The 15,575-nt window shown below is 64.9% G+C and carries 12 protein-coding genes; 5 read left to right on the top strand and 7 right to left on the bottom strand.

The window, feature by feature from the left end:
* Positions 1-20: 20 nt before the first annotated feature.
* From paaE to DB459_RS07875, 3 genes are all read left to right on the top strand, one after another.
* Entirely contained in the window at positions 21-1,100 is a 1,080-nt protein-coding gene (gene paaE / locus DB459_RS07885) for a 1,2-phenylacetyl-CoA epoxidase subunit PaaE (protein ID WP_253712329.1), read from the top strand.
* Positions 1,101-1,507: 407 nt separating this feature from the next.
* Positions 1,508-2,107, top strand: a complete 600-nt coding sequence (locus DB459_RS07880; protein ID WP_253712328.1) for a pyridoxamine 5'-phosphate oxidase family protein — start codon at positions 1,508-1,510, stop codon at positions 2,105-2,107.
* Positions 2,104-3,333: an ABC transporter substrate-binding protein gene (locus DB459_RS07875; RefSeq protein WP_253712327.1), complete on the top strand. Its 1,230-nt coding sequence runs from the start codon at positions 2,104-2,106 to the stop codon at positions 3,331-3,333. Before DB459_RS07880 ends, DB459_RS07875 begins: the two co-directional genes overlap by 4 nt.
* A gap of 158 nt (positions 3,334-3,491) precedes the next feature.
* Here the strand turns inward: DB459_RS07875 and DB459_RS07870 are convergent, their stop codons facing one another.
* The 6 genes from DB459_RS07870 to DB459_RS07845 form a co-directional block, all read right to left on the bottom strand.
* Entirely contained in the window at positions 3,492-4,775 is a 1,284-nt protein-coding gene (locus tag DB459_RS07870) for an alpha-glucosidase/alpha-galactosidase (RefSeq protein WP_253712326.1), read from the bottom strand.
* A gap of 55 nt (positions 4,776-4,830) precedes the next feature.
* Positions 4,831-6,687, bottom strand: a complete 1,857-nt coding sequence (locus tag DB459_RS07865; RefSeq protein WP_253712325.1) for a long-chain fatty acid--CoA ligase — start codon at positions 6,685-6,687, stop codon at positions 4,831-4,833.
* Positions 6,688-6,931: 244 nt separating this feature from the next.
* On the bottom strand, positions 6,932-7,351 hold the full coding sequence (locus DB459_RS07860; RefSeq protein WP_253712324.1) for a cytochrome c: 420 nt from the start codon (positions 7,349-7,351) through the stop codon (positions 6,932-6,934).
* Between the two features lie 402 nt (positions 7,352-7,753).
* Positions 7,754-8,416, bottom strand: coding sequence for an alpha/beta family hydrolase (locus tag DB459_RS07855; protein ID WP_253712323.1), 663 nt, complete (start codon positions 8,414-8,416; stop codon positions 7,754-7,756).
* Positions 8,417-8,461: 45 nt separating this feature from the next.
* Positions 8,462-9,085: a L,D-transpeptidase gene (locus DB459_RS07850; RefSeq protein WP_253712322.1), complete on the bottom strand. Its 624-nt coding sequence runs from the start codon at positions 9,083-9,085 to the stop codon at positions 8,462-8,464.
* 182 nt (positions 9,086-9,267) lie between these two features.
* On the bottom strand, positions 9,268-9,543 hold the full coding sequence (locus tag DB459_RS07845; RefSeq protein ID WP_253712321.1) for a DUF1488 domain-containing protein: 276 nt from the start codon (positions 9,541-9,543) through the stop codon (positions 9,268-9,270).
* A gap of 556 nt (positions 9,544-10,099) precedes the next feature.
* Between DB459_RS07845 and DB459_RS07840 the strand changes: the two genes are divergently transcribed.
* Complete coding sequence (locus tag DB459_RS07840) at positions 10,100-11,449, top strand: UDP-N-acetylglucosamine-peptide N-acetylglucosaminyltransferase (protein WP_253713466.1); 1,350 nt, start codon at positions 10,100-10,102, stop codon at positions 11,447-11,449.
* A 733-nt stretch (positions 11,450-12,182) separates the two neighbouring features.
* A complete protein-coding gene (locus DB459_RS07835) occupies positions 12,183-13,235 on the top strand; it encodes a fatty acid desaturase (protein ID WP_253712320.1) in 1,053 nt (350 codons plus the stop codon).
* A 112-nt stretch (positions 13,236-13,347) separates the two neighbouring features.
* On the opposite strand, the gene DB459_RS07830 is transcribed toward DB459_RS07835, so the two are convergent.
* Complete coding sequence (locus DB459_RS07830; protein WP_253712319.1) at positions 13,348-15,573, bottom strand: TylF/MycF/NovP-related O-methyltransferase; 2,226 nt, start codon at positions 15,571-15,573, stop codon at positions 13,348-13,350.
* Between the last annotated feature and the right edge of the window lie 2 nt (positions 15,574-15,575).

Genomic DNA, 15,575 nt, shown 5'->3' with positions numbered 1-15,575 from the left:
CAGCCAGAGCGCACGGATCCATGATCAGCAGCACCCCGAGATTCTACCGCCTCGCCATCGCCGATCTGCGCCGCGAAACGGCGGATGCGATCTCGCTGAGCTTCGCCGTGCCGCCGCAGCTGGCGCCGGATTATGCCTTCGCGCCGGGCCAGTACCTGACCTTGCGCACAACCATCGACGGCGAGGAGGTGCGGCGCTCGTATTCGATCTGCACCTCGCCCGATGACGGCGAGCTGCGCATCGCGGTCAAGCGCATCGCCGGCGGCGCCTTTTCCAACTGGGCAATCGAGACGCTGAAATCCGGCGACGAGCTCGAGGTCATGACGCCGACCGGGCGCTTCGGTGTGGTGTCGCCGGGCGATGCCCGCGTCCATGTCGGCTTTGCCGCGGGCTCCGGCATCACTCCGATCATCTCCATCGTTCGCGGCGTGCTCGGCCGCGAGCCGAACAGCCGGTTCTTTCTGTTCTATGGCAATCGCAGCGGGCGTGACATCCTCTTCCGCACCGCCCTGGAGGAGCTCAAGGACCGCTTCATCGGCCGGCTCTCGGTGTTTCACGTGTTGTCGCAGGAGGAGCAGGATCTGCCGATTCTCAATGGCCGGCTCGACCGCGCCAAGGTCGAATTGCTGCTGCGAGCCATGGTGCCGGCTGCGGTGGTCGATCAGGTCTTCATCTGTGGCCCGCTCGCCATGAGCGAGGAGATCGAGACGACCTGCCGCGATCTCGGCATCGCGGCGGACAAGATCCATGTCGAGCGGTTCGTCTCCGAATTCGGCGGCCGGCCACGGCCCAGGCCTGTCATCGCGCCGGCGGCGCCGCCGGCGGCCATCGCGTCGTTGATCGTCGATGGCAAGCGGCGCGAGGTGCCGGTGGCCGAAGGCGAGGCGATCCTCGATGCCGCGCTGCGCGCCGGGGTCGATCTACCTTACGCCTGCAAGGGCGGCATGTGCTCGACCTGTCGCGCCAAGGTGGTCGAAGGCCAAGTCACCATGGACATCAATTATTCGCTTGAGCCGTGGGAGCTCGAGGCCGGCTACGCGCTGACCTGCCAGTCCCATCCGGTCAGCAAGCACGTGGTGATCGATTACGATCACGTGTGAAGTCTCTCGACCGTAACGTCTCCTGTCTCTCGGTCGTCATGCCCGGCGTTGTGCCGGGCATTCACGTCTCGAGAGCGTGTCAGGCGATAAAGGCGCGGATGGCATGGCGGTTCGGCTGTCGCTATTCACGAAGGACGGAAGCCGGAAACATCCGGGCGGCACGTCCGGCCAGCCGTGGACCTCTGTCCGCTCACTCCTGAGGACTGCTTGATCGCAGTGGATTGGGCTCCATGCCCGGCCTGTCCGGGCTCAAAGCCCAAGCGGCCGGTGTTCTGAGCCCAACGTTCGCCGCATCTTGCGCAAACTGCCGGCGACGTCGGCCGCTCAGGTTGTAGAACGTCATGTTTTCTCCTAGGCTCGTCGCGCGGCACCGAAACGTCGACGGCAGATCACGGAGAAGAACTGGCATGGAAACGCTCCCGTTCTATCACCAGGGCATGCTGGCACTGCAGGACGCGGCGGATGGCCGGCGTCTGGCGGATTTCCTCGCCACCGAGGTGCGGCACAGTGAATTTTCCGAGAAGGACATCGCCCAGATCGAGGCCGCGAACTTCTTCTTCATCGCATCGTCCTACCGCGATCAGCCGGACTGCAGCTTCAAGGGAGGTGATCCGGGATTCGTCAGGATCGTCGGCCCGAATGCGCTGGAATTCCCCGACTATGACGGCAACCTCATGTATCGCACGCTGGGCAATGTCGCCATGAATCCGCGGGTCGGCCTTCTGTTCATGAATTTCGATCCCACCGCCTATCGCATCCGCATCAACGGTGTCGCCTCCATTCATCGGGACGAGGCTAGCCTCGCGCGGCACCATGGCGCGTGCGCGGTGGTCCACATCACGTGCCACGACATCTACCCGAACTGTCCGCGCTATGTGCCGGGTCTTACGGCCGGCGAGCCTTCGGCCTATGTGCCGCGCCGGGGTACCGTGCCGCCGCGGCCCGAATGGCAGGCGCTGCCCGCGGTCGCGCCGCTGCTGCCAAAATCGCAGGATCGCGGCCGATGAGCGGACGCCGGCGCGCTACGTCGTGGATCACGGCGTTTATCGCCGTGGTGCTGGCTGTCGTCGTGCTGCTTGCGCCGCCGGTGCGGGCGGAAGGCAGAAAGTATGATCCGGGTGCCAGCGACACCGAGATCAGGATCGGCCAGACCATGCCCTACAGCGGCCCGCTCTCCGCCGTCGCCGCAGTCGGCAAAGTCCAGGCCGCTTATTTCCGCATGGTCAACGAGCGCGGTGGTATCAACGGCCGCAGGATCAAGCTGATCTCTTATGATGATGCCGCAAGTCCCGCCAAGACTGTGGAGCAGATCCGCAAGCTGGTCGAGGGCGACGAAGTGCTCTTCACGTTCCAGACCGTCGGCGTGGCCTCGAACATCGCCGTTCAGAAATATCTCAACGACCGCAAGATCCCGCAGCTCTTCGTCTCCGGCCGGGCGGGACGCTTCGAGGATCCGAAGGCGTTTCCCTGGACCATGGGATTCGTGCCGAACCTGATGACGGAGATCCGGATCTATGCGCGCTTCATCCTCGACAATTACCCGAACGGCAAGATCGGGCTGCTCTACCAGAACGACGACGCCGGAAAGGAATACGTGGCGGGTCTCAAGGCCGGCCTCGGCGCCAGCTCCGGCCGGATCGTCGCCACGCTCGCCTATGACGTGAGCGATCCGACGATCGATTCGAAGGTGGTCCAGCTCAAGGACCTCGGCGTCGACATCCTGGTCGACATGGCGGGTCCGCGATTCGCCGCCCAGGCGATCCGCAAGGCGGCCGAACTCGGCTGGAAACCGGCTCATCTTCTTGGCGTCGGCTCGTCGTCGATCTCCGCGGTCTTGGCGCCTGCCGGGCTCGACAACGCCAGGGGGCTGATCTCCGCAAGCTCGTTCAAGGAGGCGGATGATCCGGCATGGAAGGATGACGAGGGCATGAAGCGATGGGTTGCGCTGATGGACAGCTATCATCCGGACGGCGACCGCAAGAGCGTCTACACGACCTACGGCTATAGCGCCGCCGAGCTGCTCGTTGAGGTCCTTCACCGGTGCGGCGACGATATCTCGCGCGCCAACATCATGCGCCAGGCGACAAGCCTGACGAATGTCAGGCTCGACCTTCTGCTGCCGGGACTGTCGGTCAATACGAGCCCGACCGATTATCGTGTCATCAAGGAATTCCGGATGATGCGCTTCAACGGCGAACGCTGGGAGCCGTTCGGATCGCTGGTGACCGACTAGTGTGGCGTCTCGCAATTGCCTATGCCCTTCGCGGCAAGCCCCAGTAGGCAATTGCGAGACATAAGCCACACTAGCTTTTTGATTTTGCTAGTGTCCCGATGTCTCCGAATGACCGTGCGAAGGTGAGGCAAATGAAGCGGTAATTCGGAGACAGGACACTAGGGGATGCATTCGCGAATGTAGGGTCGATTCGCCTCCCACAATTCGTCGAGCAATCGGACGGCGGCGGTCGTCGAGTTGACGACAGGATCGATCAGCAGCGCCTGCAACGCCAGTTCCTTGGAGGCATGGACGGCCGCCTCGACCGCCATCTGCTGAACGCTTGCCTGCATGGACATCAGCTTCGCCACCGGATCGGGCAGCGGTCCGAGCGAGATCGGGTGAACGCCGGCAGCGTCGATCATCACCGGCACTTCCACGGCCAGCTCCGCCGGCAGATTGGGAATGGCGCTCCGATTGTAGACGACACCGGATTCGAGAACGCGCTTGCGGTTATGCAACACTCCGGCAATCGCGGCGACGCCGCGCTCTCCCGACGGTGTCAGCCAATTCGCGGGGATCGCGACGGCGCCGGACAGCACGCTCTCGAGCGTCGCGGCGAACTCGGCACGATAGCGCTCGTCGGCGGAAAAATCATAACCCTCTTCGCCGCCTTCCCAGCCATAGGCGAGATATTCGCCGAGGTGGCCGTCGCCGCAGCCCAGCCAATAACCGAAGGCCCGAAGCAGTCGTCGTGTGAACGGAGAAAAATCCGGATCGTAGTCGATCTCGGCTGCTCGCAGTCGTGGGTAGAGGTCGTCTCCGGTCGCGCGGTGCCGCAACTGCATCAGGCACTGGAAGTGATTGAGCCCTGCTGCCCACACGTCTACCTCTTCGGTGGGCAAGCCCATGATCTTGGCCGCGTGCTCGCGGACTCCGTAAATGCCATGGCACAAGCCGATGCAGCGAATCCGGCTGTAACGGCCGAGCGCCAGTACGATACGGCTTTCGGGATTTGCGAAATTGAGCAGCAGCGCGTTCGGACACAGCTCCTCCATGTCGCGGACGAAATCGAAGATCATCGGCAGGGTCCGCAAGGTGAAAAACAGCCCGCCGGGGCCGCCGTTCTCGCCGAGGGTGTGCCGGATCCCGTATTTGCGCGGCACCTCGAAGTCCATTTTCCAGAGACGATTCCGGTCGATCGCCGTTGCATTGACGACGAAGTCGGCGCCACCGAATGCGGCGCGGCGATCGGTCGTCTGCTCGACGATCAATCCGGCACCCGACCTGCCATTCAGCTGTCGGGCGAGTTCCGCCATCTTGCCAAGGCGCTCCGCGTCGCGGCCGACCAGCGTCAGCGTACAGCCGCGCAATTCCTCGCTGCTGAAGACGTCGCGCAACATGCTCAAGCCGAATGATGCGCTGGTCGCACCGAGGAAGACGATCTTCGCTTGATTGGCCATCCTGTCCTCCGTCTGCCTGTCCGTTGTCGCACCGCCCTTCGCGACGGTCCGGGCGTCACCGGCCCCGGATTGATCCGGCATCCTGTTGGGGGCGATACATGGCGTCGATCTCCGCTGCGAACAGCCGCTGCACGACGTCCCGCTTGACCTTGAGGGTCGGTGTCAGCAGTCCGGCCTCGATCGTCCACGGCGCCAAGGTCAGATGCACGGCGCGCACCTGCGCATAGCGCGGCAATGTGGCGAGACGCGGCTCCAGCCTTGCAAGCACCTCGATCTTGCCGGCGGGGTGATTGGGCCGCTCGGCGTCGAGGCCCTTCTCGGCGGCGAAACGCTTCCATAGCCCGGCGTCGAGCACGATCACGGCCGCGACGAACGCCCGGCGGTCGCCGACTGCCACGGCCTGCCTGAACATCGGATCGCGGGTGAGTTCGGCTTCCACGATCTTGGGATTGACCTTTTCCCCGATGGACAGAACGATCATGTCCTTGAGGCGGCCGCGGATGAAGATGCGGCCGTCCTTGATCTCGGCGACATCGCCGGTCGAGAGCCAGCCGGCCGGGTCGAGCACCCGCGCCGTCTCTCGATCGTCCTTCCAATAACCGCTCATCATCGCCGGCGAGCGCACCAGCAATTCAGCGGCGGTGCCGAGCCTGACCTCGAGGCCGCGCAGCGGACGCCCGACCGAGCCGGGCAGGTTGTCGCCCAATCCGTTCGCCGCGACCACCGGCCCTGCCTCGGTCAGACCGTATCCCTCGATCAGCGGCAGGCCCAGTCCGATCAGCAGGCGAATGTCGCCCCAATCGAGCGGCGCCCCGCCGCTCACCGCGACGCGAAGCCGTCCACCGAAGGCCGCCAGCACCTGGACCGCGACGGCTCGGTGGAGGATGCGTCCGAGCAACCCGACGGCGAGGCCCGGTCGGGCCCGATGCTGCGCCGCTTCGAACAGGCGCCAGCCGATGGCCGTCGCTGACCGCAACAGGGCCCGCCGGACCAGGCTGCCGGCAGCAGCGGCCCGGATCGCGGCGGCCATTCGTTCGTAGAGCAGCGGAACGCCGAGGATCACGGTCGGGCGGAGGGTGACGAGGTCATCGCGCAGATCCTGTACCGAGCGGGCATAGGCGACGGTGCAGCCGGCCATCATCGGCAGGTAGTAGCCGACAGTGCGCTCGAAGGCATGGGCCAGCGGCAGAACCGACAGAATGACATCGCTCCGTTGCGGCGGAATGAGCGCGGCGACCGCCTCGGCATTCCACAGCAAGGCGAAGTGCGACAGCATCACGCCTTTGGGCCGGCCGGTGGTGCCAGAGGTGTAGACCAGCGCGGCGAGGTCGCCCGGCGCCGCCTGATGTGGCGCCGGCGGTGACGCGCAGGCACCGGCGAGGACATCGGCGAGTGCGCGCGCCATCGGGTCGGCAGCTGCCGGACCAGTATTTGCGGCGACGTCGCGGATCCAGATGCGCTGCAGCGACGGAAATTCCGGGCGAAACGGCGCAAGCGACTGCCAGCGGGCTTCGTCGTCGAGAAGAATCAGGCGGGCCTCGGCATGGCCAAGGATGGAAGTATTGCTGGCTGCGGTGTCATGCGGGTAGAGGGCGACAACAACCAGTCCCAAGGCATGGGCGGCAATGTCGAAGCATACCCAGTCGGGTCCGTTGGCCAGCAGGATCGCCACGCGGTCTCCGGGTGCGAAGCTCTCCTGGGCGAGTGCGGCGCGAAATTCGTCCACGCGCGCGGCCATCGCCAGCCAGGAGTGATCGCGCCAACGCTGCGCGACGGGGTCGTAGTCCCGGCAGGCGATGGCGGCCGGACAGCGCCGGACGCGCTCGCAGAACAGCCCCCACAGCGTCCCCGCCTCGGCGGTCGTGATCAAGTCGCCGTCAGCGACGATGGACTGCTGCACCTGCACGCTCATCACCCGATCCGACGCGCTCACAAGGCCCTGGGGTGGCCGCAATCGCCACCATCGGCGTGCCCGCTGCCGTCCCACGCGGAAGCTGATCCCTATAGTGGTCAGACCACCGTACGATTGATCCGCGTCAAGAGCCGATCGGCTTTCACCCGATCGAACCCGACATCCGGCTTTGACCGGGGCGGCCTTCAGGGCGGCGGCAAGATCTGGAGACGCGGCGGCGGCCGCCGAGCCGGGCGTCGCCACCTCACTTCAGCGGCGCGAAATCCTGGTCGCTGAAGGGCGAGGAGTCCGGCACGCGCATGACGATATACTTGCGGTCGATGGCCTGATGACAGTTGTTGCAGGCCTTCGTCATCTCGCCGAAGGCCGTGGCGAAGGCCTCGCTGTTCTTGTCGCGGATGGCGTCGGCCAGCTTGGCGACCGGCGGCGACATCGGGGTCATGTCGGCGATAGGAATGCCCGAATACAGCGTGCCGATGTCGCTGAAGCTCGCACTCATCTGGTTGAGTTCGTAGGATGCGAGTTCCCAGTTGCGCCGCTTGCCGGCGAGCCAGAGCTTGATGTGACGAAGTTGCATCGTGCCCATCAGGTCGCCGAGGCTCGGGATGTAGCGTGTGCCGGTGACGCTGGTTTCCGTCCGTGCGGCTTCCGGCCGAAAAGCCATCGCACCGATCAAGACCATCCCAAGAAGCAGAGCCAACAGTCGACGTGTCATCTCGTCACCCCTCGTGAACAGCTCCCTGCGCTGCAGCAGAGCTTACCCGATGATGGCTGTGAGCCGCTACTCTCATTGCCTGCGATCGGGCTCCATGCCCGGCTGATCGAGGTCCTAAGCCCAATCTGTCAGGCTCCTTGCGCTGCGCGCCTGCATTCGCTGCCGCCTAGTGTCCCGGTTCTAACGTTCGTATTCCCTTGCAGCGCGCACTCATATCGGAACGCGCCGCAACAACTGACGGAGAACAACCGCGATGGAAGCGCTCCCGCCGTCGTCCCGGTTGCACCTCAGTCGCGGGCGGAAGACAGAATGCAGAAGGGATGATTCGGGTGCTGGCGACGCTGAGCCGATCTATCCGGCGCGCCTGCCGTTCGGCCCGCCGTGATCGGCAAGTCTCCGGGCCCACGCCGCGACATGGGCGGCCATTGTCGCCAGATGATCGGCCATGGTGAAGCCGGAGACGGTCTTTCTCGGGGCGAGATCATGGTCGCCGTCCTCGAGCCAGAAGATTTCGACCGTTTTTGACAGCTTGTAGGCGGCGACCTCGTCACGCGTCCCGAATGGATCCCGCGTTCCCTGCACGATCAGGGTTGGTGTCTGCATCGTTGCCAGCTGCGCCGTGCGCAGCTGGTCCGGCTTGCCGACGGGATGAAATGGGTAGCCGAGACAAATCAGGCCGGCGACGCGCGATGAGGCATGGAGCGGGTCGGCGATCATGCTGGCAACGCGCCCGCCCATCGACTTGCCGCCGATCACGATCTGTCCGTTGCTCTGGAGCGCGTCGACCGCAGCGAGATACTCCGTCTTGAGCGCTTCTGCCCGGGGCGGCGGCCGCCTCGCCCCCGAGTTCCGGCGGGAAGCCATGTAGTCGAACTCGAAGCGGGCGATGCGCAGGCCGACCTTTGCCAGCGCCGTCGTCATGCGATTCATCGAGGCGGAGTCCATGGGCGCGCCGGCGCCGTGGGCGAGAAGGACCGTCACGTCCGCGTCTGCGGGCCCGTCAAACAGAAACATCGCGATGCTTCGACACCATGCTTCGACCGGTCGGTCGACTTTCGATCAGGCGCTCCGGCCCGGCGGCAGCACGACCACGATGGTTCCGGGCTTCACCCGGTCGAACAGGTCGATGACGTCGGCATTGGTCATGCGGATGCAGCCGGACGAGATCGCCTGGCCGATATATTCCGGCTGGTTGGTGCCGTGGATGCGGTACAGGGTGTCCTTGTTGCCCTCGAAGAGGTAGAGCGCTCGCGCGCCCAGCGGATTGGCCGGGCCTCCGGGAACGCGAGCCGGATAGGGACCGAGCCGCGCCTGGATGTCCGGCGTCGGGATCCAGTCCGGCCACTCGGACATGCGGCCGACGGTGGCGACACCCGACCAGGCCAGCGCTTCCTCGCCCACGGCGACGCCGTAGCGGATCGCCTTGCCGTCCGGCAAAACGTAATAGAGAAAGCGCGCGTTGGTATCGACCAGGATGGTGCCCGGCTGCTCCTTGCGCGGATAGTCGACGATATGACGCTGAAACTGCTCCGGAATGCTCGCCTGGGCATAAGGCGGATGGGCCAGCAATTGCCGGTCCCGCGGGGTCATGCTGGCATCGGAGGCCGGCTGCAGCGTCGTCTGCATGCAGCCGCCGACCGCGAGCGCCCCGACCAGCGTCAACGTAAGCCCGGACCTCGTCACCGTCAGCCCCCAAGTGCGTTGCACGGCTGCAGTGGGTGCTGAAATCGTGATCAAAACAAGGCGAGAAGCCGTGGCGGGATCCTCCGCCGCGGTCTCAGGGCGCTTCCTGGTCGTTGCTGAGGATCATGCAGGGCGCGGTGTGGCCGTGGTCCCGGCCGTTTCGGCTGGCGTCCCCGGCGCCTTCAGCGAAAATCGACGCTGCGGAGGATGATGCCCGGAGGACGTCCCTCAAGCTCGGCATCGGCAAACTTGCGCGATGCGCGCTCTTCGATGCGATCGCGGAGCCTGAGAAACTGTTGTTCGCGCTGTTCCGCCTTTGTGGCGGTCGATCCATCGAGGTCGTCCAGGGCGGCGGAGCTGATCGCGCATGCCACTTCGGTCGCATCATCCGTCATCGTAAACAGAACGACCATCCGGTCATAGTCGTAGCGTCGGAATCCACCTCGTGTGAGCGTCATGTCGCGCGTCCTTCTCTCTTGCTGAGCACCTCTCGTCAGTTTGCGAAGACAGATGAGGCGAAGCGGCGCTCCAATTCCTGAAGTTCAAGGCTTGCCTTAAGGGGCTGGTCGAGGTCTTCACCAGCTCGCCGTACTCGGTCGCTCCTTCCGATCAGTCTCGATGGCCGACCGGATCCATATGGATATAGGGACGAACGACCGAACAACGAGGCCCGCCGGTCGAATTCGCCTCTATAAATAAGCCTCTATAAATGATGTTTCTTCTCGGCATTCGGCCATGGAGGGCGCGCAGTTGCCCGCCGGCATGCCTCCGGAGCTGCCGGCCGCGGGGGGGGCGAACCGCTCGCCCGGCCGCGCCGCGTTGTTGCGCCCGGAACCGCTCCCGCTCGCAGGCGCCGCTTCGCTGGCGCAGGACTTGCTTGGCCCCTTGAGCGGGTTCCCGGCAACGACGTTGCGCGCCTTGCCTGCAGTCCGGATATCCGGCGCGATGGCATGAGCCTCGCCTGGGTGCTCGCTTGGGATGGATGTATTGAAATCCTTCAGTCGCGGCCGCGAGATGTGCGAGTGGGACGACTTCGCCCTGTCGGCGTCGCGCATTCGTGCCCTGCTGTCCGCGGGCGAGGCCGGTCGGCTGTCGCCGTTCCTGCTGCTCTCGGTGCCCGGCATCAGCGGCCAGGAGCATCGCGCCTGTTCGGAGCTCTGGACGCGGGATCGGATCGCGGCCAGCATCCCGGAGCGCGAGCGCCTCGCGTTCCGCTTCGATCTGGCCGCGCGCAGGAAGCTGCGCATCGGCTATTTATCGAACGACTTCCACGACCACGCCACCTCACGCCTGCTGATTGAAACGTTCGAGGCGCACGATCGCCAGCGCTGCGAGCTGCACGCCTTCTCTTTCGGCGCCGACGATGGCGGCGCCATGCGCCAGCGCGTCCACGAAGCCTTCGATGCTTTTCACGACGTCTCGGCGCTGAGCGACAGCGAAGCGGCGCGCGCCGTGCATCGCGCCGGGATCGATATTCTGGTCGACCTGAAGGGCTATACCCTGGGCGCCCGCACCGGCGTCCTGATGCTGCGGCCGGCGCCGGTTCAGGTGAATTATCTTGGCTATCCGGGAACGCTGGGCGGCGGCATCTGCGACTATATCATCACCGACCCGTTCGTGACGCCGATGGCGACCGCACCGGATTATTCCGAGGCCTTCGCCTATATGCCGCATTCCTATCAGCCGCACGGCCGCCGCGGCGCGATCGGCCGCAAGCCGGCCCGGGCGGAGGCCGGCCTGCCGGAGATCGGCTTCGTCTTCTGCTGCTTCAACCAGGCCTACAAGATCACGCCACCGGTCTACGACCTGTGGTGCCGCCTGCTCGAATCAACGCCCGGCAGCGTGCTGTGGCTGCTCGGCGCCGCGCGGGCGGAAGGCAATCTGCGCGGCGAGGCGCTGTGCCGCGGCATTGCCCCCGATCGCCTGGTCTTCGCCCCCGACCTGAAGCAGAGCGATCATCTCGGCCGCCTGCAACTCGCCGACCTCGTCCTCGACACCATGCCCTATGGCGCGCACACCACGGCGAGCGACGCGTTGTTCGCCGGCGTGCCGGTCGTCACCTGCGCCGGCGAGACGTTCCCGTCCCGTGTCGCGGGCAGCCTGTTGCATGCTATCGGCCTGCCGGAATTGATCGCCGCGGACGAGGATGACTATCTCGCCGTTGCCCTGGCGCTGGCCGGCGAGCCGGACCTGCTGGAGGCGTGCAAGGCGAGGCTCCGGCATAATCGCCTGACCACGCCGCTGTTTGACGTCGGCGCCTATACCCGGGCCCTCGAAGACCTCTACGAGACCATGTGGCAGCGCTGCCTGATGGGCGAAGCCCCGGCGTCGATCCGGGCGGGGGCGCTAGTGTCCCGGTTCTAACGTTCGTATCACTTTGCAGCGAGCGCTCGTACGAACGTTAGAACCAAAGGGACACCAGCATGGCTATGATTCTAGTGCGGTTTTGGATCTGACGCTCGTATGAAGAACTCGCTGCAATACTGAAACGAGCGTCAGATCCACCGCACTAGTGTGGCGTCTCGCAATTGCCTATGCCCTTTGCGGCAAGCCCCTGTAGGCAATTGCGAGACATAAGCCACACTAGCTTTTTGATTTTGCTGGTGTCCCGATGTCTCCGAATGACCGTGCGAGGGTGAGGCAAACGAAGCGGTAATTCGGAGACGGGACACTAGGGTAAGCCGTGCGGTCGTGCGCGACCAGGCCTCGGCGCGCCTGATCGTCGCAGCGACCTCAAATGACGGATCGGTTGTCGGCAGCGGCCGGCAAATCATACCAGCGACAATCGCTGGTCCGGGCTTTGGCTTGCTCTTCGCGCCCGCCGCCCCCTGATTATGTTGGCCGTCGGTTGGGCACCGGTGTAAAGGAGTGGCGGCGTCGGCTGCTTGTCTCGCCTGATTGGCTTTGTTCCGGTTCGTCATACCCGCTTTCGTTGAATGATCGCGCTGGCGCCGCAGCCCTCGTCAATACTGGAACGCGGCGGGCTCCGCTGATTGACGCGTCGCAATGCCGCATCGCAGTTCGCGCTCGGCGCCGCCATCCATGGCGATGGCAATAGTGGAGATGAGAATAGTGGTTCTGGGAATGGTGCTGAAGCATGGGTGACGGTGAATCCGACGCATTGACCGCACACGATGCGCGCGCGTGGGCAAGGACCCTCGTTCGCTATCGTGATCCGAGTTTCGCGCGCAGCATTGTCGAACTCGTCATCACCGCGGTGCCCCTCGTGCTCTTGTGGATTCTGATGTGGGCCGCCCTCGGCATCAGCTACTGGCTTTGCCTGCTGCTCGCGGTGCCGGCGGCCGGATTTCTGGTGCGGCTTTTCATGATCCAGCACGATTGCGGTCATGGCGCCTTCTTTCGTCATCGCCGCGCCAACGACTGGGTCGGCCGAATGATCGGCGTGGTGACATTGACGCCCTATGACTTCTGGCGGCACATGCACGCGATCCATCACGCCACCTCAGGCCATCTCGATCGGCGCGGCATCGGCGATGTCGATACCCTGACGGTGCGCGAATATCTGGCGCTGTCGCGATGGCGGCGGCTTCGCTATCGCCTGTATCGGCACCCCATCGTCATGTTCGGTGTCGGTCCGGTCTACGTCTTTCTGCTGAGGCAGCGCCTGCCGATCGGATTGCCACACGGTGGGTGGCAGCCCTGGCTCAGCACGATGGCGACGAACGCGGCGATCGCGATCATGGTCGCGGCACTGATCTGGTTGGTTGGCGTCGGCCCCTTCCTGCGCGTCCATCTGCCGATCACGCTGCTCGCGTCAGCAATCGGGGTCTGGCTGTTCTATATTCAGCACCAGTTCGTCGACACCTATTGGGCGCATGACCCGGACTGGAGTTTTGGCGAGGCGGCGCTGCGCGGCAGTTCATACTATGACTTGCCGGGGGTGTTGCGCTGGTTCACGGCCAACATCGGCGTGCACCACGTCCACCACCTGTCCAGCCGCATTCCGTATTATCGTCTGCCGGTCGTGTTGCGCGATCACCCGGCGCTTGCGGCCACCGGGCGGCTGACGCTGCTGCAGAGCCTGCGGTGCGTGCACATGGTGCTTTGGGACGAGGAGCAGGGCCGGCTCGTCTCGTTCCGCGAGTTGCGGTCGTCGGCGACGATGAGCGGGGAGCCAATTGCTTGTTGAAGCGATTGGCGCGCCACGCGAGGCGTATGATCGCGGGTGCAGCGATCTGCATGGCGTCTCTTTCAGGCCTATATGCCGCGTTTCCATCAGCCGCGCGGCCGTAGCGCCGCAGCTACCGACGCCATGTCGACCGGAGCCGCTGCAATATCCCCGGCGGCTGCGGCTTTATAGCCAGCCGGCCTGAATAGTCGATCCGGTTGAGCAACAAGGGCGTTCGCGTTTCGGCCAGATATTCGTCGACCGCCTGGCGAGCGCCGCGGAAGTGCCCGTAGTCGTCGATGATCAGGACGCCCCCGACGCTCAGGCGCGGATAGAGATGGATCATTTCGTGCCGGGTCGATGCATACCAGTCGGTATCCAACCGGCAGAGCGCGATCCGCCCCGGCGCGTTCCCGGGCAGCGTGCTTTCGACCATCCCCTTGATGAAGTGAACGCGATCGAGCGGATAACCCGTCAGGCCGATGTTGGCGCGCACGTCTTCGAGGCTGGCATAGGCCCAGTTGCTTCGCTCGTTGCCCCGGGCATGCGGCAGCCAGCCGTCGATGGCGCGATTGCCGAGCACGTCGATGTCCTTGTCCTCGTCCGGCCGGGGCAGGCCTTCGAAGGTGTCGAACAGATAGACGTCGCGCTCGGTCCTGCCGAGCGCCTTCAGCGTCGCCAGCGCGACCATGATGCTGCCGCCGCGCCAGACGCCGCATTCCACGATCGCGCCAGGTATGTTTGCCGCCTCGATGTAGCGCACCGACTGGTAGAGCGCATACGTTCTCTCGACGGAGGTCATCGTGAACCGCCGCGACAGCTCCAGGATCGGCGAGAAGGCGGTATCCATGTCGCGCCGGTCGACCGCCCAGGCGAAGTCTTCGGCTTCGCGCTGGAAGTCGATGTCGGTCTGGGAGGCCTGTTCGCCGGACCGGCCGAGCGCCGGCGCCGGCGGCGCCGTCTTGCCCAGCGCCACCTGGACGATGCGCAGCCGCTCCAGGAGATCGGCGCGGTCCGGCTCAAGCGTGAGGTTCGAGACGAGCGTGCGTTCCTCCAGGTCGAGGGGAACGGGTTTGCCCTGCAGCGTGTGCACCGTGCAGAGCCGTTGCAGGAGATCCGCCCGGTCCGGATACGATTTGAGGTGGATCAGGAGGCTCCGCTCCTCCAGCTCGAACGGGATCGGCTGGCCGGTGTCCAGCATCTCCCCGACGGCCTTGATGAACTCGACCTCGTCTTCTATCGCGCCAACCTGGTCGGCTGAACGCCCCAAGGCGGTGCCCGTCACCTTCATCGCATTTGCCGGGTTGCAAGCATCTTGTGGTGCCATGTCGCGTCTCAGGTCACTGACCAGCCCTTCAACGAACTGGCTGCTCTCGCGCCGCCTCAGGTCCCATAGCTCGCCGACCGGAGGGGCATTGGAGATGACGATCTCCGTCTCCAGGTTGGCGATGTTCTCGGCCCGGTAGCGTGCGTAGAAGTCTAGCATGCTTTTCCGGTCTCCTCGTGTGGCGACATGGTCGACGGGGTGCTCGGCCGGACTGAGTTCGCAGCAGAACAGGTCGGTGGTGTCACGAATGATGACGCGTTCGTCGGGAGTCGCCGCGAGCAGGGCGACCAGATCGTCGTCGATTGTTCCGGAGAACCTGACCGGGCCGGCATGAGGCCTGACCACGATGGGGTACAGATGGAATCCCCGGATGATGACGCCTTCCTTCCCAACCAGCCAATAAAGGTGCGAGGGATGGAACGATCCTCCTTCCGGTCCATCGACAGAGTGCATGGCCAGTTGCGGGTGCAGGTTCTCCAGCCAAAGCCCCGACAGCTGTGCGGGGCTGATGGAAATCGCGCCGTCGCGGTCGCGAAAGCGGCGGTCGAGGGTGGCTTTGATCGGATCTTGCAGGCCGCGGCTTCCGGTCACTTCGACCACGCGCTTGCCTGACGCGACCAGCCGCAGCGCCGCGCGAAGGAAGCCGTCGGCCAGAAGAATGTCCGCATTGAGCATCGCCACCGCCGCCCCCGCTTCCGAAGCGGCGTTGAGCGCGATGGCGTAGCACTTGCTCTTCGTATGATATTTGTTGTGCGCAGCACGGCCTGTGAGGGCCTCGACCGGCTTGAATTCGACCCTGATGAATGTGGCGAGCTGCCTGACGGCCGGGTGCGCGTGGCTGCGGCGGTAGCCCTCCGCGGTCGTATAAATCGTGTAGCGGTTGCGGTCATCCGGCGGCACGGCGGGGATGTTGCCGGACGACAGCTGCGCCGGCAGGCTGTAGTCGAGGAACGTGTCCAGATACGCGTCGCCCCAGACGGGCACGACCACGTGCAGAGGGGGGCGCTGCATTCCGGGGAGGGCCTCGTTCACGT

This window comes from Bradyrhizobium sp. WD16 (assembly GCF_024181725.1).
Lineage (GTDB): Bacteria > Pseudomonadota > Alphaproteobacteria > Rhizobiales > Xanthobacteraceae > Bradyrhizobium_A.
This window is presented reverse-complemented; position numbering and strand designations above follow the sequence as displayed.